General features: G+C 42.8%; 18 protein-coding genes. 12 read left to right on the forward strand and 6 right to left on the reverse strand.

The window, feature by feature from the left end; translation table 11 throughout:
• Positions 1-3 precede the first annotated feature (3 nt).
• From catA to ACFI6L_RS17610, 3 genes are read right to left on the reverse strand one after another with little or no spacing between them, the layout of a single operon-like run.
• Entirely contained in the window at positions 4-942 is a 939-nt protein-coding gene (catA, locus tag ACFI6L_RS17600) for a catechol 1,2-dioxygenase (RefSeq protein ID WP_014977316.1), read from the reverse strand.
• Positions 943-991: 49 nt separating this feature from the next.
• Positions 992-1,270: a muconolactone Delta-isomerase family protein gene (locus ACFI6L_RS17605; RefSeq protein ID WP_014977317.1), complete on the reverse strand. Its 279-nt coding sequence runs from the start codon at positions 1,268-1,270 to the stop codon at positions 992-994.
• A 9-nt stretch (positions 1,271-1,279) separates the two neighbouring features.
• Positions 1,280-2,395 carry a muconate/chloromuconate family cycloisomerase gene (locus ACFI6L_RS17610; RefSeq protein WP_044583903.1) on the reverse strand — a complete coding sequence of 372 codons (1,116 nt, stop codon included), beginning with the start codon at positions 2,393-2,395 and terminating at the stop codon, positions 1,280-1,282.
• Between the two features lie 103 nt (positions 2,396-2,498).
• Between ACFI6L_RS17610 and ACFI6L_RS17615 the strand changes: the two genes are divergently transcribed.
• Positions 2,499-3,407, forward strand: a complete 909-nt coding sequence (locus ACFI6L_RS17615; RefSeq protein WP_273071977.1) for a LysR family transcriptional regulator — start codon at positions 2,499-2,501, stop codon at positions 3,405-3,407.
• A 6-nt stretch (positions 3,408-3,413) separates the two neighbouring features.
• On the opposite strand, the gene ACFI6L_RS17620 is transcribed toward ACFI6L_RS17615, so the two are convergent.
• The gene (locus tag ACFI6L_RS17620; protein ID WP_014977320.1) at positions 3,414-4,193 is read right to left on the reverse strand and encodes an IclR family transcriptional regulator domain-containing protein; all 780 of its coding nucleotides are present in this window, start codon (positions 4,191-4,193) and stop codon (positions 3,414-3,416) included.
• Between the two features lie 197 nt (positions 4,194-4,390).
• Here ACFI6L_RS17620 and ACFI6L_RS17625 point away from each other — a divergent pair, with 197 nt between their 5' ends.
• Genes ACFI6L_RS17625 through ACFI6L_RS17640 form a run of 4 tightly spaced genes read left to right on the forward strand, consistent with a single transcriptional unit; the run spans position 4,391 to position 8,027 of the window.
• The gene (locus ACFI6L_RS17625) at positions 4,391-5,203 is read left to right on the forward strand and encodes a CoA transferase subunit A (RefSeq protein WP_014977321.1); all 813 of its coding nucleotides are present in this window, start codon (positions 4,391-4,393) and stop codon (positions 5,201-5,203) included.
• A 2-nt stretch (positions 5,204-5,205) separates the two neighbouring features.
• Positions 5,206-6,024, forward strand: coding sequence for a CoA-transferase subunit beta (locus tag ACFI6L_RS17630; RefSeq protein WP_014977322.1), 819 nt, complete (start codon positions 5,206-5,208; stop codon positions 6,022-6,024).
• Entirely contained in the window at positions 6,024-7,226 is a 1,203-nt protein-coding gene (pcaF, locus tag ACFI6L_RS17635; RefSeq protein ID WP_014977323.1) for a 3-oxoadipyl-CoA thiolase, read from the forward strand. The genes ACFI6L_RS17630 and pcaF overlap by 1 nt, the downstream gene beginning before the upstream one ends.
• Positions 7,227-7,235: 9 nt before the next feature.
• The gene (locus ACFI6L_RS17640) at positions 7,236-8,027 is read left to right on the forward strand and encodes an alpha/beta fold hydrolase (protein ID WP_014977324.1); all 792 of its coding nucleotides are present in this window, start codon (positions 7,236-7,238) and stop codon (positions 8,025-8,027) included.
• 318 nt (positions 8,028-8,345) lie between these two features.
• Here ACFI6L_RS17640 and ACFI6L_RS17645 read toward each other — a convergent pair whose 3' ends face one another.
• Together ACFI6L_RS17645 and ACFI6L_RS17650 are read right to left on the reverse strand one after the other, a co-directional pair.
• Positions 8,346-9,626 carry an McrC family protein gene (locus tag ACFI6L_RS17645; RefSeq protein ID WP_462574508.1) on the reverse strand — a complete coding sequence of 427 codons (1,281 nt, stop codon included), beginning with the start codon at positions 9,624-9,626 and terminating at the stop codon, positions 8,346-8,348.
• Positions 9,613-12,099: an AAA family ATPase gene (locus ACFI6L_RS17650; RefSeq protein ID WP_462574510.1), complete on the reverse strand. Its 2,487-nt coding sequence runs from the start codon at positions 12,097-12,099 to the stop codon at positions 9,613-9,615. The genes ACFI6L_RS17645 and ACFI6L_RS17650 overlap by 14 nt, the downstream gene beginning before the upstream one ends.
• 448 nt (positions 12,100-12,547) lie before the next feature.
• Here ACFI6L_RS17650 and ACFI6L_RS17655 point away from each other — a divergent pair, with 448 nt between their 5' ends.
• The 7 genes from ACFI6L_RS17655 (at position 12,548) to ACFI6L_RS17685 (ending at position 21,227) form a co-directional block, all read left to right on the forward strand.
• The gene (locus ACFI6L_RS17655) at positions 12,548-13,144 is read left to right on the forward strand and encodes an NAD(P)H-dependent oxidoreductase (RefSeq protein ID WP_110288142.1); all 597 of its coding nucleotides are present in this window, start codon (positions 12,548-12,550) and stop codon (positions 13,142-13,144) included.
• A gap of 9 nt (positions 13,145-13,153) precedes the next feature.
• Entirely contained in the window at positions 13,154-13,696 is a 543-nt protein-coding gene (locus tag ACFI6L_RS17660) for a redoxin domain-containing protein (protein WP_462574511.1), read from the forward strand.
• A gap of 190 nt (positions 13,697-13,886) precedes the next feature.
• Positions 13,887-14,243: a hypothetical protein gene (locus tag ACFI6L_RS17665; RefSeq protein WP_014950617.1), complete on the forward strand. Its 357-nt coding sequence runs from the start codon at positions 13,887-13,889 to the stop codon at positions 14,241-14,243.
• Positions 14,244-14,246: 3 nt separating this feature from the next.
• Positions 14,247-16,079, forward strand: coding sequence for a lipoprotein N-acyltransferase Lnb domain-containing protein (locus ACFI6L_RS17670; RefSeq protein ID WP_462574512.1), 1,833 nt, complete (start codon positions 14,247-14,249; stop codon positions 16,077-16,079).
• 642 nt (positions 16,080-16,721) lie between these two features.
• Entirely contained in the window at positions 16,722-17,903 is a 1,182-nt protein-coding gene (locus ACFI6L_RS17675) for a hypothetical protein (protein WP_462574513.1), read from the forward strand.
• A gap of 208 nt (positions 17,904-18,111) precedes the next feature.
• Complete coding sequence (locus ACFI6L_RS17680) at positions 18,112-20,217, forward strand: ATP-dependent helicase (protein ID WP_462574514.1); 2,106 nt, start codon at positions 18,112-18,114, stop codon at positions 20,215-20,217.
• A 221-nt stretch (positions 20,218-20,438) separates the two neighbouring features.
• Complete coding sequence (locus ACFI6L_RS17685) at positions 20,439-21,227, forward strand: lipase family protein (protein ID WP_252119061.1); 789 nt, start codon at positions 20,439-20,441, stop codon at positions 21,225-21,227.
• Positions 21,228-21,310 lie beyond the last annotated feature (83 nt).

Consider the following 21,310-nt stretch of genomic DNA (forward strand, 5'->3'; position numbering starts at 1 on the left):
GGCTTACGCCTGCTCCACAGTTGCACGGGCACGAGCATGCTTGTCTTGCTTCTCGTCGTTCTTCGTTGCCATTAATGTGATGTTGAATTCCACATCAAGGTAGTTGTCTTTGAAGCCCATGGCTTCAATTTGCTCTGGCTCAGATACACTTTTTGCTTCAACAACCAATTCGTCACGCGTTGCGAAAGCAAAATCGTCATAGGTGTATTCATCACCGGCTAAGTTAATTTGCGTAGTAAGGTGCTTAAAGCCGTCTTTGGCTACAAAGTAGTGAATATGTGCTGGGCGATTACCATGACGGCCAAGGCTTTCTAGCACTTTCATCGTTGAACCACCTGGAGGGCAACCGTAGCCGCTAGGTACAATACTGCGTGCGCGATAACAGCCTTGCTCATCAGCTATGATGCGGCGACGTAAATTAAACGGAGTTTGAGAAGGATCAAAATGTGAGTAAGCACCTTTCACGTCTGCATGCCAGATATCAACGACTGCGCCTGCAATCGGGTTGCCTTCTTCATCAACAACCTGACCGTGTAGCCACATTTCTTGGCCAGGAGACTGACCATCATCCATTCTTGCTTCGCCTTCACTTGTAGGCGCGCCTTCGACATACAACGGACCTTCAATAGTACGTGGAGTACCGCCTAGCTCACCAATAGCAGCGTCTTTGGCGTCTTCACGAACATCAAGAAAATGATCAAAACCTAAACCTGGAGCAAGCAGCACGGCTTCGCCATTAGCACCTAATTCATTTAGGTAGTTAACGCCTTGCCAAAACTCTTCTTGTGTAATGTCGAGGTCTTCAATCATCTTAAACACGTCAGTTAGCAAGCGGTGCATAATTTCTTTAGTGCGAGGATTGCCTTTGTCGTTGTCTAGGCCAGCGGCACGCTTAAGTAACGTTTGAACATGTTCAGTTTGTAAAGTATTGATAGTAGTCATAGTCTTAGTCTCCGCGCTGCAATGCAGCGAGTTTTTGCCTGTTAGTCTTTTATTTGATTGATGAAGGGTGCTGACACAAAGGCGTCACACTCATCGTCATAAAGGGGTACAGCGGTAAGCCCATTAGTACGTCGTGTAAATGCTGGTTATCCTTCACCTCAAATATGCTCACATTGGCGTATTGACCAGCCACTCGCCAAAGGTGTACCCAAATGCCTTCTTCCTGCAGTCCTTCGGCATAGTTTTTTTCTTTCAACTTAATTGCATTAAATTCTTCTTCGCTCAGATGTGCTGGCGGTATCACAGTCATTTCAACTTTGAATAACATATTTGCTCCTTACTTCGCCTTGCGGGTGTATTGGCGTAATTTGTCCTCATCGATTTCGAGCCCTAGCCCGGCTGTCGTAGGAACTTCAACGCCAAAGTTGTGATAATTTAGAGGGGATTTAACGATGTCATCGCACTGCAGAAGTGGGCCAAACATCTCTGTTCCAAATTCAATAACAGGTAGAGTCGACCATGCATGTAACGCGGCAGTGGTACCCACAGTGCCTTCGAGCAGCGTACCGCCATATAGCCCAATACCTGCCGCGTTGCACACAGCAGCCACATCAAGTGCACCAAACAGTCCGCCTGCTTTGCCTATCTTAAGGGCCACTGAGCCTGTGAAGCCTTGCTGAGCCAACAAAAGGGTATCTGTGCTATCAGCAATAGATTCATCAGCCAAAATGCCGATGTTAAATTTCTTAGACAGACGGACAAGGCTGGCAAAATCTTTTGCAGGAGTCGGTTGCTCTACTAAATCAATACCGGCTTCTTGTAGTGCAGCCATACCATAAGTAGCTTGAGACTCGCTCCACGCTTGATTAACATCAACCCGAATGCTTACGTCATCGCCTAACGCTGCTTTGATCTTGCCCACATGCGCTACATCGTCACGTACCGAACGAGAGCCGATTTTCAGTTTGAAAATGTTATGGCGCTTTTCGGCTACCAGGCCTTTCGCTTCTTCAATGTCTTTTTCGGTATTGCCTGAGGCCAATACCCAAAGACAAGACAAATGATTATTGCAAGAACCACCGAGTAAGGTTGAAACTGGCACGCCAAGTTGTTTACCAAGTAAATCAAGCAGGGCCGTTTGCACCGCAGACTTGGCAATAGGGTTGCCTCTAAAAGCAAGTTGTAACTTGTTAATTAATGCTTTAGGGCTGGCAACTGACTGTCCAATCAAATAAGGTGCTAAATAAGTATCAATGTTGGTTTTGATACTTTCTGGGCTCTCAGCGCCGTACGCAAGACCACCTATTGTTGTACCTTCGCCAATACCTTCAAGGCCGTTGTCGTCGGTAATTCTTACGATAACCATCGACTGAACCGCCATAGATGTCATGGACAATTTGTGTGGTCGTATCGTAGGAATATCGACAATGTAAGTTTGAATTTGTGATATCATGAAAATGTTAATTTTGTGTTGCCAGTAAATGTCTGCGTGTAACCTACAAATATTTTTTGTTAACAACCAATATTGATTTAGTTAGTATCGATACCTAGGAGGTATGGTGGAGTTAAGGCATTTACGCTACTTTTGTGCGGTAGCGGAAGAAAAGAACATGACCAGAGCGGCCGAAAAGATATTCATGGCCCAGCCACCTTTAACAAGACAAATCAAACAGTTAGAGGAAGAGATTGGCGTTCAACTCATTCAGCGAGAAGCCCGTGGCATTACCCTAACCCCCGCTGGCGAATACTTCTGGAAACAGGCTCAACTCATACTTGAAAAGTTAGCTTCATGTGTTGAAGAAAGTCGGCGAATTGATGCAGGAAAAAAGCGAATTTTCAGAATTGGCTTTGTTCCATCCATTTTTTACGGGCAACTTCCTCAGCTTGTTAGGCGATTAAGACAGCAGCACAAAGTGGATGTTGAACTGCACGAAATGAAAACTGGTGAACAAATAGAAGCTCTCAAGTCAGGTAAAATTGATATGGGTTTTGGTCGGGTTGTGATGCCATCACTAGAAGCCGATGTGACACAGAAGTTGTTGTTCAGCGAGCCTATCCTTGCCGCTCTACCTATCCATCATCCACTTGCTAATGACGATGTTGATATGGCAGAGCTCGCAACACTGCCGTTAATTACTTACCCAGGTGGTAAGCCTCCAACGTTCGCTAACATCTGTTTGGATCTGTTTGCCAGTCGCGGGTTGAGAGTCAGAGTTGCCCAACAAGTTAATGATATAGGTACTGCACTGGGTCTTGTTGCCTCAGATATGGGCTTCACCCTTGTGCCTGAACAAGTGATGCGCATGAATAGAGATGGTGTAGCGTTTGTTCGGCTTAAAGACGACGGCATAAACAGCCCGGTGTTTCTCAGTAAACGTGAGGAAGCCGAAGATGACATTATGGCTGCGGCCATGGTGATATTAGATGAGTTGGTGCAAAACCGAATAGAAGGTCGCTACCCCTAAAAGGGGTTAGCGCAGATCTTGTTTTATTTGTTCAGCAGCATGCTTAAGTACTGGAATACAATGCTCGGTGATGGTCTCTAAGCTCACCCTTAATGCATTGGTACTTAAGTTCATCGCCCCCAGCAATTCACCTTTGCCACTAAATACAGGTACAGCAACCGAGCGCAACCCTGCTTCAAGCTCTTGATCAACAATACTAAAACCTTGTTGCTTAACCTTAATCAGTTCCTGTTCTAACGCCTGTGCAGTGGTAATACTCTTCTCAGTGTGTGGGTGTAACTGTGCTTCATTCACCCATGCTGTTAACTCTGAAGCGTCAAGATGTGCTGCAAGTACTCGTCCCATTGACGTATACGGTGCAGGCAGTCGAGTGCCCGTTGTTATGTTAATCGACATAAGACGATGTGATGCCGGAGAACGCGCCACGTACACCACTGACTGTCCATCTAACTTCCCAAGAGACGCCGACTCCCCTAATTCTGCAGTAATCGATTTAAGATAATGCTCAACCACTGCTATATAACCATTGCTGCTGGTATAAGCTTGCCCTAACGACAGCACTTTAGGTGCCAAGGCGAAGAGTCGCCCCTCGCGACGGATATAGCCAAGAGAATGCAATGTAAGCAAAAACCGACGGGCTTTAGCCCTATCAATTCCCATTTTTTCAGCTACTTGCGATAAGGTCATCTCTTTGTTTTGACCATCAAACGCCCCTAACACCTCTAGTCCGGTAGCAAGCGCGCTTATGTAATCGCGATGGGTTGACGGTATTTTTTCTTCACTCATGCACTTTGTCTCTTGTTGGTTCTTGCGAATTATTTCTTATTGTTTAACGAAGTGCCAGTTCTCTTATGAATTCAGCAACATAAATTGGTTTGACTGATCGTCCTAGCAATTTTTTAACATTTATTACTTGACCTAAACAATTAAAATTATTAATTTGTTCGCATTATGAATCAACATTCGTATTACGAACTTTTATTATGACACTATTTACAACACTTTCAAAAGCTATTGAAGATGGCGTTAAGGACGGCGACATCGTTGCATTAGAGGGATTTACTCACCTTATTCCTTTCGCCGCAGGGCATGAAATTATTCGCCAAGGACGCCGCAATCTCACATTGGTAAGAATGACCCCTGATCTTATCTACGATCAGCTAGTCGGTGCTGGGTGTGTGAGCAAACTTGTGTTTTCATGGGGAGGAAACCCAGGTGTAGGTTCTTTACACCGCGTACGTGACGCCATTGAGCACGGCTATCCGGCTCCGCTTGAAATTGAAGAGCACAGTCACGCAGCAATGGCGAATGCTTATGAAGCGGGCGCATCGGGCTTACCCATGGCGGTATTCAGAGGTTATGTAGGTAGTGATCTGCAGCACGTGAACCCCAACATCAAAACCGTTACTTGCCCATTTACTGGCGAAGCGCTTGCAGCGGTGCCATCTATTAAACCCGATGTGGGCATAGTCCATGCGCAAAAAGCAGACCGCGCAGGAAACGTACTCATTGAAGGTATTTTGGGGGTTCAAAAGGAAGTTGTGCTCTCTTCTCGCTACAGCATCGTCACCGTCGAAGAAATTGTGGACGACTTGGAAGCAAGTCCAAATAGCTGTGTACTTCCCGCTTGGACTATCAACGCCATTGCCACCGTACCGTTTGGCGCTAAACCGTCTTATACACATGGTTACTACCCGCGCGACAACAGTTACTACAAGAGGTGGGACAGCATAAGCCGAGAGCGCGAGCCATTTTTAAAGTGGCTAGATGAAGAAGTATTTCAAGCAGGAGAATAATCATGACCGAACAATATACTTCAGACGAAATGATGACGATTACCGCTGCCCGTGCCCTGAATAACAATTCGACTTGTTTTGTGGGCATTGGCTTACCAAGTGCTGCAGCGAACCTAGCACGCCTTACTCATGCCCCTGACATAACACTTATTTACGAGTCAGGTACCATAGAAACCAAACCGCAGGTTCTGCCCTTATCTATTGGTGATGGCGAACTTTGCGAGTCGGCACTTACCACCGTTTCGGTTCCCGAAATGTTCCGTTATTGGCTGCAAGGTGGTCATATTGATGTGGGCTTCCTTGGCACCGCACAAGTAGACCGATACGGCAACATTAACACCACAGTTATCGCTGCATCGCACAAAGACAGTGGCCCTGATGGCGCCCATAGTTATGCCAACCCTAAAGTTCGCCTTCCTGGCGGTGGCGGAGCACCAGAAATTTCAACCAATGCCAAAGAAGTGATCATCACCGTAAGGCATTCAAAGCGCACTTTTGTTAAAAATGTCGACTTCATTACCACATTGGGTTTTGGTCGAGACGGTCAAGGCCGCAAAGGCAAATCTACGCTGGGTAAAGGCCCAACTTTGGTGATTTCTGACCTTTGTATATTAAAGCCAGAAGATGAAACCAACGAACTTATTGTAGTGAGTTTGCACCCAGGCGTTACAAAGCAACAGGTAATTGATGCCAGTGGCTGGGACATTCGCTTTGCTGACACACTTCAAACCACTGACGAACCCACCAGCAGCGAAATCGAAGTATTAAGAGAACTAAAGCGCGTTACTGAAGCGGCGCACAGCCAAACGGAGACTGCGTAATGAACGTTTATTTATGTAACCCCAACCGCTCTGCCATTGGACGTTATGCTGGTGGGCTAGCCAACATTCGCCCTGATGATTTGCTTGCACAAGTTATTCGTACAGTACTGGCGCAGTGCCCTCAACTACCAGCAGAAAGCATTGATGATGCGTTTTTCGGCTGTGCCAACCAAGCCGGTGAAGACAACCGAAACGTTGCTAGAATGGCCACGTTACTTGCAGGCGTGCCATTTTCGGTACCAGCCACCACAATTAATCGTTTGTGTGGCTCTGGTATGGATGCCATTGGCCTTGCTTACCGTTCTATTGCAGCAGGTGAAGCAGACCTTATTCTTGCTGGCGGCGTTGAGTCTATGTCGCGAGCTCCATTTGTGATGGGCAAAGCCCAAAGCGGATTTGACCGCTCACAAATACTTGAAGATACCACCATGGGTTGGCGCTTCATTAACCCTGCGTTAAAGCAGCAGTACGGCACTGAAACCATGCCTGAGACTGCAGAAAATGTAGCAGCGAAATTCTCGATTAGCCGAGAAGCACAAGACAACTTTGCGTATCAATCTCAGCAAAAAGCGGCTGCAGCCCAAGCGTCTGGCCGTTTTGCTAAAGAAATAACTCCTGTGACCTTTCAGCCTAGAAGAGGCGATGCCATCGTCATCGACAAAGATGAACACATACGCCCTCAAACTACATTAGAGGCATTGGCAAAACTAAAAGCTCCGTTTCGTGAAAATGGCTCGGTTACCGCAGGTAATGCATCGGGCATTAACGATGGCGCATCTGCCATGCTTGTAGCAAGTGAAGCAGCCGTTGAACGCTATAACTTAACGCCTGTTGCTCAAATTAAAGGGATGGCTACCGCTGGCGTTGAACCCACTATCATGGGTATAGGCCCAGTACCTGCAATTAATAAATTGCTTGCAAAACAAAAGTTGACCCTAGACGATATTGGCACTATTGAACTTAATGAAGCATTTGCAGCGCAAGCATTAGCCTGTATGCAGGAACTTGGACTTAGTGCAGATGATCCAAGAGTGAACCCCAATGGCGGCGCCATTGCACTTGGCCATCCACTCGGTATGTCGGGGGCACGCCTGCTGCATACCGCCGCATTACAATTTGAACAAACCTCGGCCGATTATGCACTATGCAGTATGTGTATTGGTGTTGGCCAAGGTATAGCGACACTGCTAAAACGCATTTAGGAACTCAACATGGCGACAATTTCAGAGCAAGGTATTCACTACCAGTTCATTGAGACTAAGCACAAACCTGTTTTAGTGCTAGCTCACCCATTGGGTATGAATATGCGTGTATGGGACTACTTGGTACCAGACTTAATGGTGAACTTCAGTATTTTGCGGTATGACCTACCTGGACATGGTGACAGTGTAGCGTTCCCCGCCAATACGAAAAGCCTTGGCGAATCACAGTTAGTTGACGACTTATTAACCCTATGTAGCTCTCTAGGTATAGATAAGTTTCATTTCATGGGCACGTCAATTGGCGGAATGTTGGGGCAACAGCTATTAATTTCCCATCCAGAACGCTTGTTAAGCACCATGTTAACTAATACTGGTATGAAAATAGGTTCCACTGAAGCATGGCTGGAGCGCCAGAAAAATGTGACTCAGCAAGGGCTTGAAACCCTCGCAGCCAGCTTAGTTCCAAGATGGTTTAGCCCGGTTAGTACTAAACGTTTCCCCACGTTACTGTCTCAATGGGAAGGATCACTCGCGAACGTTGACGATCACTCTTACGGTTTATTGTGTGCGTGGTTAGGCGAAAGAGACACACATACACAGCTTAAACCTAATGGTGCACCTATTTTGCTTATTGCAGGTGAAGATGATGTCGCTACACCCACTTCATCATTACAAGCATTGGGAGAAACCCTTAGTGCACCTGTGACTGAATTAAAACAAACTGGACATGTACCTTCTGTTGAAGCTTGTCGCGAGTTTACTTCTTTGATAAAGGAGCACTTTTCAAAGAGAGATATCTAATGCTTTTAAATGTTTGGAACAGAGCGCGCGGCTAGTAACTAAAGAGCAATGTAAATTAGAAAATCTTATATTGAGAGTTTGCCCTGTGTATAACCGTGCACCGAACAAAGGTATACGTTGAGGTACGCAATTTAGCCCTAGTTCTATTCGTAATATTACGGGTATGGAGTAACTTTGATTCAAAAATTAAATTTCTTCTGCTAAATAGCCTACTCGAACAACTACTACTCCGGTGCAGTTCCCTCTATTAGCATAGTTATTCTTTAGTTAGCGATTCATGTCTCACGATTTTTTACGCTACTTGTTATCGAAATGTCGTTAAAAAAGTATAGGCGCGTTTATTCGGAGCTCATCTTTGTCTAGATCGTAAGGGACTACGTGTAAAAGTAAACCTGGTTTAAATTCAAATGATGGAAGAGATTCAAGAAAATTTTCATTTTTAGGATAAATAAGCACTAGAGAGCCCTGTCCTTTGAGATACTTCTCACCGTAAGCGAATAACTGATACATATCTGATTGTGCTAGATAATATTTGTCTTTCGATGTATTAAGATTTTCGTTAATTATCTTCCACTTAGTATCAGCAATAACAGCTATCTCACCATTGTCATAAATAGCGATATCTGGGCGCAAGTTGAACCAATTCTGTCCATTATGGCTTGTGAGTGACTCTCCTTTTATTTGGCCTTTTACTGAGAACCGACTCGGTAATAATTTGCTTAGTTTCTTCTCTACATATCGCTCAAACAAGACTTCCATAGGAAACAAAAATGATACCCCCTCCGTATTGCCAGACATGGTAAGCGGAGACTCGTTGAAAAGTATTAATTTGCACCAGGATTCTAAATTTCGATAGTGAGTTAGATTTCTGTCCTTCGACCAACGCTTAAAATCTTCATTGTGGTTATTTGATTTATTCACACCATCAAAGGCAAAGATAAGTTCTCTCGCTAGACGCTGATTTTGTGAACTTCTTGTCCATCTCGAAACAGTATTAACAGCAGACAAAATAAGCCTGTTTTCAGCTCTATTAACAGAAAAAGTATCGTAGGAAATTTGAAAGATATGATCTCTTCCGGGCCGTTGTCGCATCTGTTTGACTGTGTTCAACCGTCCTTTCAAAAAGCTTCTTTGAGCATCAACACGTTGATATTCACTACGCAAACCTTTTTTTAGTAGAAGAGAAACCTGTGACAAAAACTGTGAAATCAGCACTTCAATTAATGGCTGATTTACCACTTGAAGATGGGCATTATTGAATTGCTCTAGCTTTAAGTTTTCAACAACTGCTAACATTTTCAGTAGCGTTTTTCTTGAGGCCTCTATTGACGTTTGGTCACTGTAGATTTTCGGCAGAATCTCTATACGTGTACCGCACGGAGTGTCAAGTACACCGACAAAGTTAACAACTTGCAACGCGAGCTTCTTACCCATTCGCTTTACACGAACAAGCTCTCTACCAGCTATGCTTAAGCCGTTACTCATCAACCAATTAAACGCCGAAGTCGATACTTCTGCATGATCAGGTATAGCGTTGTTACCGGCTTCTACCAGTAATCCATATTCCTTAACCTGAACAAAAGATTTAACGTGGTTCATAACACGCTATATAGGCATCTGGATTGGTCAAAGCATAATCATTTCTTACAAACGCCTGCACCCCATTGGGCTCCCACTCACTTCCCATTAGTTCTGCAATTTCGCTCGTAGAATATTTCTCGATAATGAATCTATTATCGCTTTCAGCTTTATTACTTGCGGCTTTGAGATGGTCTCCTAACACTTGCCCAACCCTTTCCCAGTCTTCAAAGAAATACTCTTCCAATAGAGGCAAGATTTGAAGTTCAAATATTTCCCCTAACTTCTCAATAGTCGGCTCACTAATAAGAGGAAGAAAGAAACTGTGTCCTATAGTGTGCTCGCGATCGAACAACAATTCGATTCGTTGATTAATTGCTTTAGCTAGGCGCGAAATATCAATTCCCTGAATTTTGGGGATTGATTTTAGTAGCTCATAGTCAGGCATCATTTCAACAAATTCAAACCGCCGCCGAAGTGCAATGTCTACCTGAGCTAACGACTTATCAGCTGTATTCATTGTTCCGAGTAGATAGAGGTTTGAAGGCACACTAAATGGCTTTTTGGTATACGGAAGAGTCACAGATAAAGCATCTGGTTCACCTGCTCTTTTACTCGGCTCAATCAAAGTAATTAACTCACCAAAAATGTTGGCTATATTCCCTCGATTAATTTCGTCGATAATCAGTACCCTATTGTCACTGGACACCCGATCACCAAAAGAAAGTCCATTATCAATAATGTAAGCAACTAGTTGAGCCAATAAATTGCTGTAACCATTAACTAGGTATTTCTCTAAGTTCGTTTCTACTTTGTCGAATAACGTCTTATTTTTTATGTCTTCAGTAGTACTTTTACCATTTTTCACCAAGTCAACGAGCTCATTAATAATACTCATTGGTAACGGTAACCGAGAGCCATTAGGTTTCTTAAACTCAATGACTTCACTACTTATCGACGTAACTGCGTACCCAGAGATGTTCGATCCAACCGCTAAACTACCTTTTGCTTCGCCCCCGGTCAGTAAAGCCTGTAGTTTTGTTAAATCCAGAGTTGGTGGCTTTAAACTATAAATAGTTTGCTGCGAAAGATTTTTACTGAATAGCTCACTTGTTGGTAGAGACGGGGAATAAACTTTTAACCATCGAACTTTTCTTAGCTGGCAATAGTGACCAGTTTCATTTTCTTCGAAGTAATATTCACTAGTCACTTCAGCTATGGCTCTAAACTTTTGGTTTCCATCTGAAACAATGACTAAATCGCCAACATTCATATGGTTTTTAAAGTAGTTGATAGAAGTTACGTTGTAATCGTAGCTTTCGTTTTCTATCGTAAAGCCAGCATCACGGTATAGTTTAGTAATCTCTTTTCTGGAATCTGCTCCCGAAAAGTCTATCGTACCGCCATAACCTAAAGCGATATAATTATGTTCAATACAATGATCATAAACATATGCATCCTCACCTTGGGTGTTGCCTAAGGACATTTTCCAAACGTTCCGACTTGAGACATCGATAGAGAGGTCACTCTCTTCAGTCACAACACGCGACGACGCAGCATCGCACATTTGCTTAAAAATACCTTCTTCTATGTCATAGCTTATTTTGCCATTTTCATCGGTATTAGCTTTGATGCCTTCAACAAAATCTTCGTAGCTAAAGCTCTGGTGAAAAGTAACAAAATTTATTCGATTAGATTTTACAAGCTCATCAAATCGCTGTTTTAAAGCAGCTCTGTTTTTTATATTTGTGGCCCAGAACTTTGGTTCAATGATCTCAATTGCTTTGCTTATTGTGGAATAAGTTTTTCCCGTTCCTGGTGGCCCATAAAGAATTGTATTAAGCGCTGCGGAAGATTTACTTGTTTGATAATGCTTTTCGTCATCAACGTCATCGTCAAGGAGTAACATTGCTTTATGCTGCTTATACACGTCAAAGCCATATTCGATAACGTTTTTGCTTCCACGCTCAGCCATCAGTAATCGATATGCTTCTGGAAAAGTTGCTTTGGGTTTATTACTTATCTGTCGTAACGATTCAAGTTTGAATATATTTAAGAGGGCTGGGGTTCCCTGATTTTGATAAAGAAAAGCAACTTTCCATTTGAGTGTATCCCCCAAATCAATATTATCAATACCTTCAAGATCATCAGCCCCTACTAGTCGAATAATATCGATTAATTTAGCTTTTACGTTTTCAAAAGCATCTTCTTCTGAATTACCAAACCGGCTAACCCAAGAATAAAGCTCTCCATGAGAGATGTGCTTCCTGTTACCTTTGGGCGGTTGTTTTCGCTTATAAATTCCAAATTTAGAAGCATCACCTCCTCTGATCGATCCTAATTCACGCGTTTTATGCTCTAACCAATAGGCAAAAGTGTCATAATTATCTACATCAATATATTCTTCTAACGTCAACTGGTTAATCTTTTCAACTGGCCAGCGCTCGAGGAATTGGTTTAGTAGGCTTTTTTGTTCTTCTAATGAAATTTCCATTACTGAGAAAAGTCCCTATTTTAATTGCAACATACTAACTTCGTTTCTTTGAACATAGCAATGCAGTGCTTTCAGCTTATTCTATTGCAAGCTACTTTTTAATCTATATACAGCCGCATTTCTTATATCCAGCTTCCCATTCTTTAAAGCGTTGTTCTAGAACTTTTTCGGCTCTCTCTTCTATGGCTAAAGGATCCAGTCTTATGATCACCCTTAAAACTGTCAATCTCCTTAAGCGAGTGACTCTTTATTATTTAAGGCAGCAGTACTATAACGGCAACTCACTTTCTTTAATCACTTAACCAATTGATTCAATTTCAATTTATACAACATTCCGCTAGTCCCCAATATAGTTACCAAAACACTACTAGTTGCTTAAAGTTTAAAGGTCACTAAAATAAACTGCCAGTAAGCAATAAGCTTTATTCAATTTTTTTGGAGTTTTGAGATGACCACAACAAAGACAGGCAATGTACTAATTATCAATGCGCACCAGTATTACCCTTTTTCAGAAGGCAAGTTAAACGCGTCTTTCGTCGATAAAGCGGTAACGCTGCTTGAAGCTAAAGGCTATAACACTCGCGTAGTGACAATGGCCGAAGAGCACAACGTTGAAGAACAGTTGGCCCATCACCAGTGGGCTGACATCGTTCTTCTACAGGCACCAATAAATTGGATGGGTGTGCCATGGTCATTCAAAAAGTACATGGATGAAGTTTACACTGCGGGCATGGGTGGCGCCTTATGTGCTGGCGATGGTCGCGTTGCCGAATCACCGAAGAAAAACTACGGCACAGGCGGTACGCTTACCAACGTTAAATACATGATGTCTTTAACCTTTAATGCACCAGAAGAGTCATTCAACGACAGCGAAGAGTTTTTTGAAGGTAAATCTGTAGACGATTTACTGTTTCCAATGCATATGAATTTTAAGTTCTTTGGCATGAAGCCAATGGAAACTTTCGCAAGCTTTGACGTGATGAAAAACGCCGATGTGGAAAACGATTTCAAACGTTTTGAAGCTCACATTCACAAGCATTTTTAAGTAATTATCATGAGTATTGAATACACCAATAAGTTACATGCAGGTTCTGCTTTTCCCGATATTTCGGCAAAGCTGTTAAATGGTGACACTAAAAAGTTAGCGACACCTGAGAACGGTCTTGATTGGAAAATGGTGGTGGTTTACCGAGGGCAGCATTGTCCACTTTGCACTCGATACCTCAATCAACTCGAAAGTGTTAGGGATCATCTTGCCGAAACTGGTGTAGATCTCATTGCAGTGTCTGGCGACAGTAAAGCGCAGCTTGAGAGTCACCTGCCTAGATTGGATATCAACTTTCCTATTGCGTATGGCTTAACGGTGGAACAGATGGAAGAATTAGGCGTATATATCTCTGATCCAAGGTCGCCTCAAGAAACTGATCACCCGTTTTCTGAGCCCGCGCTGTTTGTTGTGAACAATGAAGGTAATGTGCACGTCGCTGATATTTCTAACAACCCATTTGTTAGACCTGAGTTAGAGACATTAGTAAGTGGTTTGGGGTGGATTCGTAATCCTGATAACAACTACCCTATTCGCGGTATGCACAAATAAGCGCACTTATGAAGTTAGTGTCAGGGCTACTTGGCACTAACTTTATTATCTCGGCGCATACGCTTACTTATATATGTCCTTTACCACCAGCAGACCAATTTAGAAACAATCTTTATTTGATTTTTATAGCGTAAACATTATATTAACGCTCGTCGAAAATTCGACATTCAAAATCAGAAAGGGAAATATAATGAAAAAAATAATTGGACTAGCTGCTGCAAGCCTTATTCTTACCTCAGGTTGTGCCACCATTCTTACCGAAGAAACACACAAAATAAACGTTACAACAACTAGCGGTGAAACGACTACAGTTACTGTTGACGGCATGTCTCAAACAGTGCCTGGCGTGGTTACTGTTAAGAAAGAGAACAAAGATAAAGTGCTAGTTGCTGACGATGCAAAATGTACCGACGTTAACCTAAACAAAGAAGTTGAATCTGCGTTTTTCATCAACATTCTTAGTGGCGGTGTATTCGGTTCGTCTACCGATTACGGCTCAGACAAAATGTGGAAATACCAAGATTCAGTAAGCGTACCTTGTAAATAAGATATGTTTACACGAATTCTAAAAGGAAGCATTCTTGCTTCCTTTTTTTTGATTTTCGCAGCTAATTCCTCGGCCAGTGACGTTACTCAAACTAGCTACTCGAAAGTTGATAGCGCAACGTTACAGCAAATAGCTAACGACCCGTTGTGGCACCTATTGTTACAACTTAAAGATGGGAAGCCAATAACTAACGACACCTCTATTTATATATCAAAGTCGTTCATCAGCCCGTTAGCCGAAGCGCAAGCTACCGTTGACCTTTTTCAGCGTAATACCCAAAACATTTGCAACTACCCTGCCCGTTTACGGCTGCTCAAGCGCTACATACCCGAATTTGAATCTATTACCCCTACCGAGCACTGCGCAGAATATCGCAAATTTGTAGAAAGTGTTCCGGCCGATAGTATCAAGCTAATTTACGCCTCAGAAAATGTTACATCTGCTAGCTCTATGATGGGGCATATTATGCTTCGTCTAGATGGAACTAACGATAAAGGCATTCCCGTTAAGCACGGTATTACGTTTTTTACAGAACTAGATTCTTTAAACGTTCCGCACATCATGTACGAAACATTGATGACAGGAAAAGAAGGCGTATTTAAGGTTGCTCCTTACCAAGAATTTGAGCAGTTTTACCTCTATGAAGAGCAAAGAAACATTTGGCGATACACGCTAGATTTCAACGAGCAACAGCGCCACTTTGTGCAAGACTACATATGGGAATTGGGACAGCAGAGCCCCGCTTATTTTTTTCATATATTCAACTGTGCGACCGTTACTCAGTTGTTGGTAAATATTGCTCGTCCTGCTCATCTAAATCAGGTAGCAAGCTGGCTGACCCCTCTTGATGTTGTTAAGTTTGCACAAGCAAACTCTCTCATTGCATCAACCCAATTCGTACCTTCAAATAAGTGGGAAATAACGACGTTAGAAGAAAGCATCGGGAGTAAACGCGCGTCTACCATATCTTCGCATTTAGCTCGCGCTCAGCTAGATTCATTATCACTTTCATTTGTTGAAACTAAATACGCACTGGCGCTTAATCAGTACTTTAGGTCAGCACAAACAATTTCAGAACAGAAATATCAAAAGAACTCCGCTGAAATTGCAGCGTTTGATGCTAAATATAAGCACCTTTCTTTAGACGTGTCTGAGCTCCCCGTTCCTTCCTCTCGCCAGCAAGAAGGTTATGTTGCTGCCGGTTTCACTCATCAAGACAGCCGTTCGTTCATGGCGTTTCGTGCCTTTCCTGTTGCAAGAAGGCTAGCCGACGACAACAGGAGCATGATTGGTGAAACCGAGCTTATCTTGGCCGACGTTGAGTTCAGAGTTGGTTTAGAGCAAAGCAACTTAGGTGATATCTATGTGGACAAGGCCATGCTTTACCAAATGGTGTCGCGGGTACCTGTTACGCAAAATATAAGCAACTGGTCATCATCATTTAACATTGGAATAAATCGCGTGCTAACCGGCGAGCGACAACGCAAACTCATTGTTCAATCGGAGTTTGGTTTAGGTTTTACACGTGAAGTAATGCAGGGTTTAGGGGTGTATAGCGACATCATTGTGGGTGCAGGCGCTAACAAGCACGAAGCATTTGTGTACGCCAAACCCGTTATTGGGCTATATGCATATACAAAACTGAATAGTAAGTTGGCGGTTAACTTAAGTAGGACCTACAACCAATATGGAAGTGATGAGCCAATCGATGCAGTATCGTTTGGCTTGCACCAATATGGTTTCGAAAACATCGCGTTAGATTTTGAAGTGAATATACAGAAAGTTGCCGATGAATATGAATCTAGTGCAGCTTTTATGTTGGGGTATCGGTTTTAACATTTTTTTGGGGCTTTCGAAACGTAACATCTAAAGAGGGTTCTAAAAATGAAAAGTGTCAGTGGGGTGTAAAACTAAATTAAGACAACTTAAATGACAGCATCGAATTCACGTATTGGTATCTTTTGGATTTACCATGAAAGGCTAATATCTAGGTCTATATTATTGTCGAAAGCAAAGTACAGTAGTCTGGGTATTGCCGACACATGTTTTAGCCATATAAGTGTTTGGGAAACCGAGAAAGCTTACCTTCCAGAATTTCCTACACTTATGAATTCTGAGTATCAGATGTTCCCTCGTGGACGAGTTCTCTTTGAGAAGAGATGTGCTACGTTTAAAATTTTTGCTGATAGCACTATTATTAAAAATAAGTGCAGTAGAAAACTCATTATCGACACTTTTTCATTACAGGACGAAAAATGTAAATGGAAAAGAGATACTCACTATGCGGTCTTTTGAATCGCTTACTAATGACTTTTATCTAACCTTTCAAATGCATAATCAATTTACCGGATTCATTAACTCTTATCGTTAGGTTGCAATAAGTATTCGCGAGCGAGGTGAAAGCACTTATGAAAATGGTGCTTTCTGTGAGTTACTTGATAACTAAATAAAACCGATCAATGTGGAAGAGCCCAGAGCATGGAAGACAACCTACTCGTAAATTTAAGAAAGTATCGACCTAGAGATAAATCAGATCCATTAGAGAACTTTTTAACAGAGGCATTTGCGCACTTATTGAAAAATAGCAGCGAGGTTATGGTAGCTCTCTTAGAAGAGATTAATTCAAAATCAGCGCTCCCAAAAGCTTTCAATGCCAGTAGTTACGAGGTCTCGACGCAAGACAACTTTGACGGAAAGTTTCCTGACATGCTTGTTAAGTGGGACGACGTGGTAATAGTTTTCGAGCATAAAGTCTATTCTGAATTGAGTTATTCTCAGCTCGATAATTACAGAGCCTATGCTGAAGAACATTTCAATTATCATTACGTTGTTCTTATAACTGCACGAGAGTATCAACATAAACAAAACCCCGACTGCGCTATTTGTTGGCATGATATTCACGAACTATTGGGTAAAATTAAGCCTTTAAAAAATGAAACAGCCAAATGGTACTTGGAGTCCTTCAAAGGACTTCTTCAAGCAGAGGGATTAGGTAAGATATCTCCTATCAATCAATTGGCTATTACGCATTACCTTGAAGCTAAACAGCTAGAAGAACAAATGCGTTCGCTAATCAAGCAAGCCTCTCTTGAACATATCCGTTGGCCTTTAGCCCAATTTTTGGCACCTACTGTAAAAGATCGACTTTCCGCTGTTGAGCGTCGAATTGGAATAGAGTTTTGTAGTTTTGGAAATGAGCAGAAGCTTGATTGGAAGCCAGGTATTTTCTGCGGCTTTTTGGCTGATGGTGCTGACCATAAATTTGAACACATAACGGGCAAACACATGCACGTCGGATTAATCTTCGACTTTCAAAAATCGTTACATAACTCGCTCCAATCAAGCACTACTTTTAAAGGGCTTAGAAGCGAGATCGCAGAAAGAATTAACGAGTTAAATACATCGAACGTTAGTTATTCGCCCCATGATAATAAGTGGAAAGTGATTGATAATTTGAGCGCTGATACAAATGCCGAAGTAAACCTTTATCACCCTTTCGCTGTTTTGATGCGCATGGATGCATTTTTCTCTGAGTTACATGGTTCTCCAGAGCAACTTAATGAATTTATTCGTTCAATTAGTTTATTACAGGAGTTGCTTCTATCTTGTCCGAATTTCCAACCTTTCCTTGCAGAATTGAGTAAAAGTAAAGACGAATGATGTCTACTTTTTAAAAACAGATACTAAAGCAGGCCTATAGGCCTGCGTTCCTGACAAGGCTTCTAAAGTTAAAACATTAATGGATGAAATGTGAAATCCGAAAGAGCGTCATAGAATCCAGAGGTAGAAAATTAAACACCACACAAAACTGTTTAAATATACAGTGCATTAATTTATCCTATTGAAGTGCTCTTCAATAGGATTTTTTATGCTCTCTCATTCTGAATTAAACCCGCAGCAGCAAGAAGCCGTGAATTACGGGTTGAGTTCCGTAGGAGCGGGCGAAACGGAGCTGAGCGATGAAACGCACCACCCGCTGTTAATTATTGCAGGCGCTGGCACAGGTAAAACTAACACTCTCGCTCACAAAACGGCACAGTTAATATTGCATGGTATTGCGCCGGAACGAATTTTATTGATGACGTTTGCGCGAAGGGCTTCGTCGGAATTAAGTTCACGGGCGAACCGGATAATAGAGCGAACGTTGCGTGAGAAACAAAAGGCGTATCATCCGGTCACACTTCCTTGGATGGGCACTTTTCATTCAATCGCATCGCGACTGCTACGAGAGCACGCTTCACTCATCGGTTTAGATCCCGACTTTACGGTTATGGATCGTAACGACAGCGCGGATATGCTTGACTTGCTTCGCCACGAACTTGGCTTTAGCGGGGTAAATCGACGCTTTCCTAAAAAGAAAACGTGTTTGGGCATTTACTCTCGTTGTGTGAACGCGCAAGCACCGCTTATCGACATACTCGATACTCATTTCCCCTATTGTAGCGAGTGGGAAGAAGAGCTGAACACGCTGTTTGCTCACTACGCGAAAACTAAAATTGAACAAGTGAGTTTAGACTATGACGACTTACTGCTTTACTGTTTTCACATGGCGCAGGTCGACGCTATTGCTCAAAAAGTAAGAGAGCAATTCGACAATGTGTTGGTAGACGAGTATCAGGACACCAACGTTCTTCAAGCTGGCATTCTAAAAGGTTTCTTCCCTACTGGTGAAGGTCTTACCGTTGTAGGCGATGACGCCCAATCAATTTATTCATTTCGCTCGGCCACGGTGGACAATATCCTTAACTTCCCCGACGCATTTTCCTTGCCTGGCAAAGTGATAACGCTACAACAGAATTATCGGTCACATCCGAACATATTGAACTTGTCTAATACCCTTCTTTCAGAAAGTGATGAAGGCTATAAGGTATCGTTGTTCAGCGAGCGTAAAAGCGGCCCTATGCCTAAGTGGGTAACCGTTGAAAACGACATGTTCCAAGCAGAGTATATTGTTGAGCGAGTTTTAGCAGCTCGTGAAGAAGGGGTCGATTTAAAACAACAGGCGGTGTTGTTTCGTTCAAGTTATCACAGCGATCGTCTAGAGCTTGAACTTACTCGACGTAATATCCCTTTCGTTAAACACGGTGGCCTTAAATTCCTAGAGGCTTCTCACGTAAAAGACATGCTTTGCATTTTACGTTGGGCAGACAACCCCAAACATAAAATATCAGCCTTTCGAGTGCTTAAGTTATTGCCTGGCATAGGTCCAAAGATAGCTGAGAGAGTGTTTAACGATTTAGAAAAGCACGACTTTGCATTGGGTAAATTGCGCAGCTTCGCACTTTCAGAGTCCGCGAAGCCTTCATTTCTTTCTCTTGTTGATTTGCTAGATAACGTGTACCACAACAACATTCCATGGACCGAGCAAACAGGCGCCATCGCAGCGTTTTACAAAGATTTATTGGAAGCTAATTATGACGATCATTTCACTCGCTATGGCGACGTTGAACAGCTGACAATGATCTCTGGGCAGTATTCATCGAGAGAGCGATTTTTAACTGAACTCACACTAGATCCACCGCAGAGCACAGGTGATCTGGCGGGCAAACCTTTGCTTGATGACGACTTTCTTATCTTGTCGACGGTGCATAGCGCTAAAGGGCAAGAGTGGAAGCATGTGTTCGTACTGAATGTTGCCGATGGCAATTTTCCCAACGAGTACGCAGCGGGTGATAAACGTGCTCTCGAAGAGGAGCGACGCTTACTTTACGTAGCCATAACACGAGCGAAAGATGAGCTTAGCTTAGTTCAGCCCCTGAAATATTGGGTGCCAGAGCAACAAAAGTTTGGTGACAAGCATGTATACGGTGCCAAGAGCCGTTTCTTTACCGATGCTGTTTGCGCTTGCATGGAACCGGTTGCATACCCTAAGCGCACTGCTTCAGCCAGTGAAAAGAAAATTGCCAAAGGTGCTATAGCCGATATAAAGAAAAATATTCTTGGGATGTGGAACAATACCAGTCCGCATAGATAACTCTCCCCTCAGCGAGAGTTACAATGTTCATAATCAAGGCGTGTTACCGCAGGTAGAGTGGTTCTACATCAAAGTGACACAATAAAGAGTACGGACATTTAAAGAAAAATGACGTGCCCCGTCATAACACTGAAATAAACTCCCTGTAGCGTGAAGTATTCAGTGAAAGAGTCTTCAACGGCTCAGCTTCAAAAACGCTAAATGCTCCAATACGAGTTTTCATGAAGAAATTGAAACGCTATCAATATGAAAGATATGCCATTCTCTGCCAACTCGCCTACCCTGATGCCGACGAGCAATACCAAAAAATCTTAGATCCTTTTTATGAACGCCAGCTAGTCGATAAGTACGGAAGAATGAGCGTAAGAATTTTGTGGGTCGAGAATAAAAAAGAGGTCATTATCGTTTTTCGCGGATCATTGGGGGTAAGAGATTGGCTAGCGAATTTATTCTTCATCCCAAACAAACTCAATCAGTTTAACAGAAAATTTTGGGTCCACTGGGGGTTTGCGCGGCTATTGGCTCAACCTATGTATTCCAGCACTAAGACATCCAACGAAGCATTACCACTGAGAGAGCTACTTGTAAAAGTGCTTGAACCACTTAGGCAGCAAGGCAAGCGCTTTACATTCATTGGCCATTCGTCCGGCGGCGCAGTAGCGGTATTAATGGCTGATTACTTTGAGCGTTTATACGCAAAGTCAGTAAAAAGGGTAGTGACTTTCGGACAGCCCGCAGTGGGCACGCGCTCTTGGTATAAGCACTACACGCTACACCATAGAACGTATCGCATTTGCTGCGATTTAGATGTAATAACCTTTATGCCGCCCTTCCCTTTTTACTTCTGGCACGTTGGCAAGATGCTGTGGCTGCACGATGATAAAATTTACGAAAACACGCCTACCCATAAACGCTTTTTGATGTCGCTTCACAGCTGGTTGTTACGCCCAATTACCTATCACTACATGCGAAAATATATCCGCAACAAGTCGCTTTTCGATGAGCATTAGAACGATCATTTTCGACCTACAGTGCGTAATTTAAAGGTACTTGATTATTCAATCCCGCACAGTACTGCATAAGAGGTAGGCTT

The sequence above is a fragment of the Alteromonas sp. G4i35 genome, assembly GCF_054960375.1.

Coding starts and splice junctions, on each gene's coding strand:
- ACFI6L_RS17685 (WP_252119061.1), top strand. CDS start 20,439: ATGAAGAAATTGAAACGCTATCAATATGAAAGATATGCCATTCTCTGC.
- ACFI6L_RS17650 (WP_462574510.1), bottom strand. CDS start 12,099: ATGGAAATTTCATTAGAAGAACAAAAAAGCCTACTAAACCAATTCCTC.
- ACFI6L_RS17670 (WP_462574512.1), top strand. CDS start 14,247: ATGTTTACACGAATTCTAAAAGGAAGCATTCTTGCTTCCTTTTTTTTG.
- ACFI6L_RS17675 (WP_462574513.1), top strand. CDS start 16,722: ATGGAAGACAACCTACTCGTAAATTTAAGAAAGTATCGACCTAGAGAT.
- ACFI6L_RS17625 (WP_014977321.1), top strand. CDS start 4,391: ATGACACTATTTACAACACTTTCAAAAGCTATTGAAGATGGCGTTAAG.
- ACFI6L_RS17680 (WP_462574514.1), top strand. CDS start 18,112: ATGCTCTCTCATTCTGAATTAAACCCGCAGCAGCAAGAAGCCGTGAAT.
- catA (WP_014977316.1), bottom strand. CDS start 942: ATGACTACTATCAATACTTTACAAACTGAACATGTTCAAACGTTACTT.
- ACFI6L_RS17660 (WP_462574511.1), top strand. CDS start 13,154: ATGAGTATTGAATACACCAATAAGTTACATGCAGGTTCTGCTTTTCCC.
- ACFI6L_RS17605 (WP_014977317.1), bottom strand. CDS start 1,270: ATGTTATTCAAAGTTGAAATGACTGTGATACCGCCAGCACATCTGAGC.
- ACFI6L_RS17655 (WP_110288142.1), top strand. CDS start 12,548: ATGACCACAACAAAGACAGGCAATGTACTAATTATCAATGCGCACCAG.
- pcaF (WP_014977323.1), top strand. CDS start 6,024: ATGAACGTTTATTTATGTAACCCCAACCGCTCTGCCATTGGACGTTAT.
- ACFI6L_RS17665 (WP_014950617.1), top strand. CDS start 13,887: ATGAAAAAAATAATTGGACTAGCTGCTGCAAGCCTTATTCTTACCTCA.
- ACFI6L_RS17630 (WP_014977322.1), top strand. CDS start 5,206: ATGACCGAACAATATACTTCAGACGAAATGATGACGATTACCGCTGCC.
- ACFI6L_RS17610 (WP_044583903.1), bottom strand. CDS start 2,395: ATGATATCACAAATTCAAACTTACATTGTCGATATTCCTACGATACGA.
- ACFI6L_RS17615 (WP_273071977.1), top strand. CDS start 2,499: ATGGTGGAGTTAAGGCATTTACGCTACTTTTGTGCGGTAGCGGAAGAA.
- ACFI6L_RS17640 (WP_014977324.1), top strand. CDS start 7,236: ATGGCGACAATTTCAGAGCAAGGTATTCACTACCAGTTCATTGAGACT.
- ACFI6L_RS17620 (WP_014977320.1), bottom strand. CDS start 4,193: ATGAGTGAAGAAAAAATACCGTCAACCCATCGCGATTACATAAGCGCG.
- ACFI6L_RS17645 (WP_462574508.1), bottom strand. CDS start 9,626: ATGAACCACGTTAAATCTTTTGTTCAGGTTAAGGAATATGGATTACTG.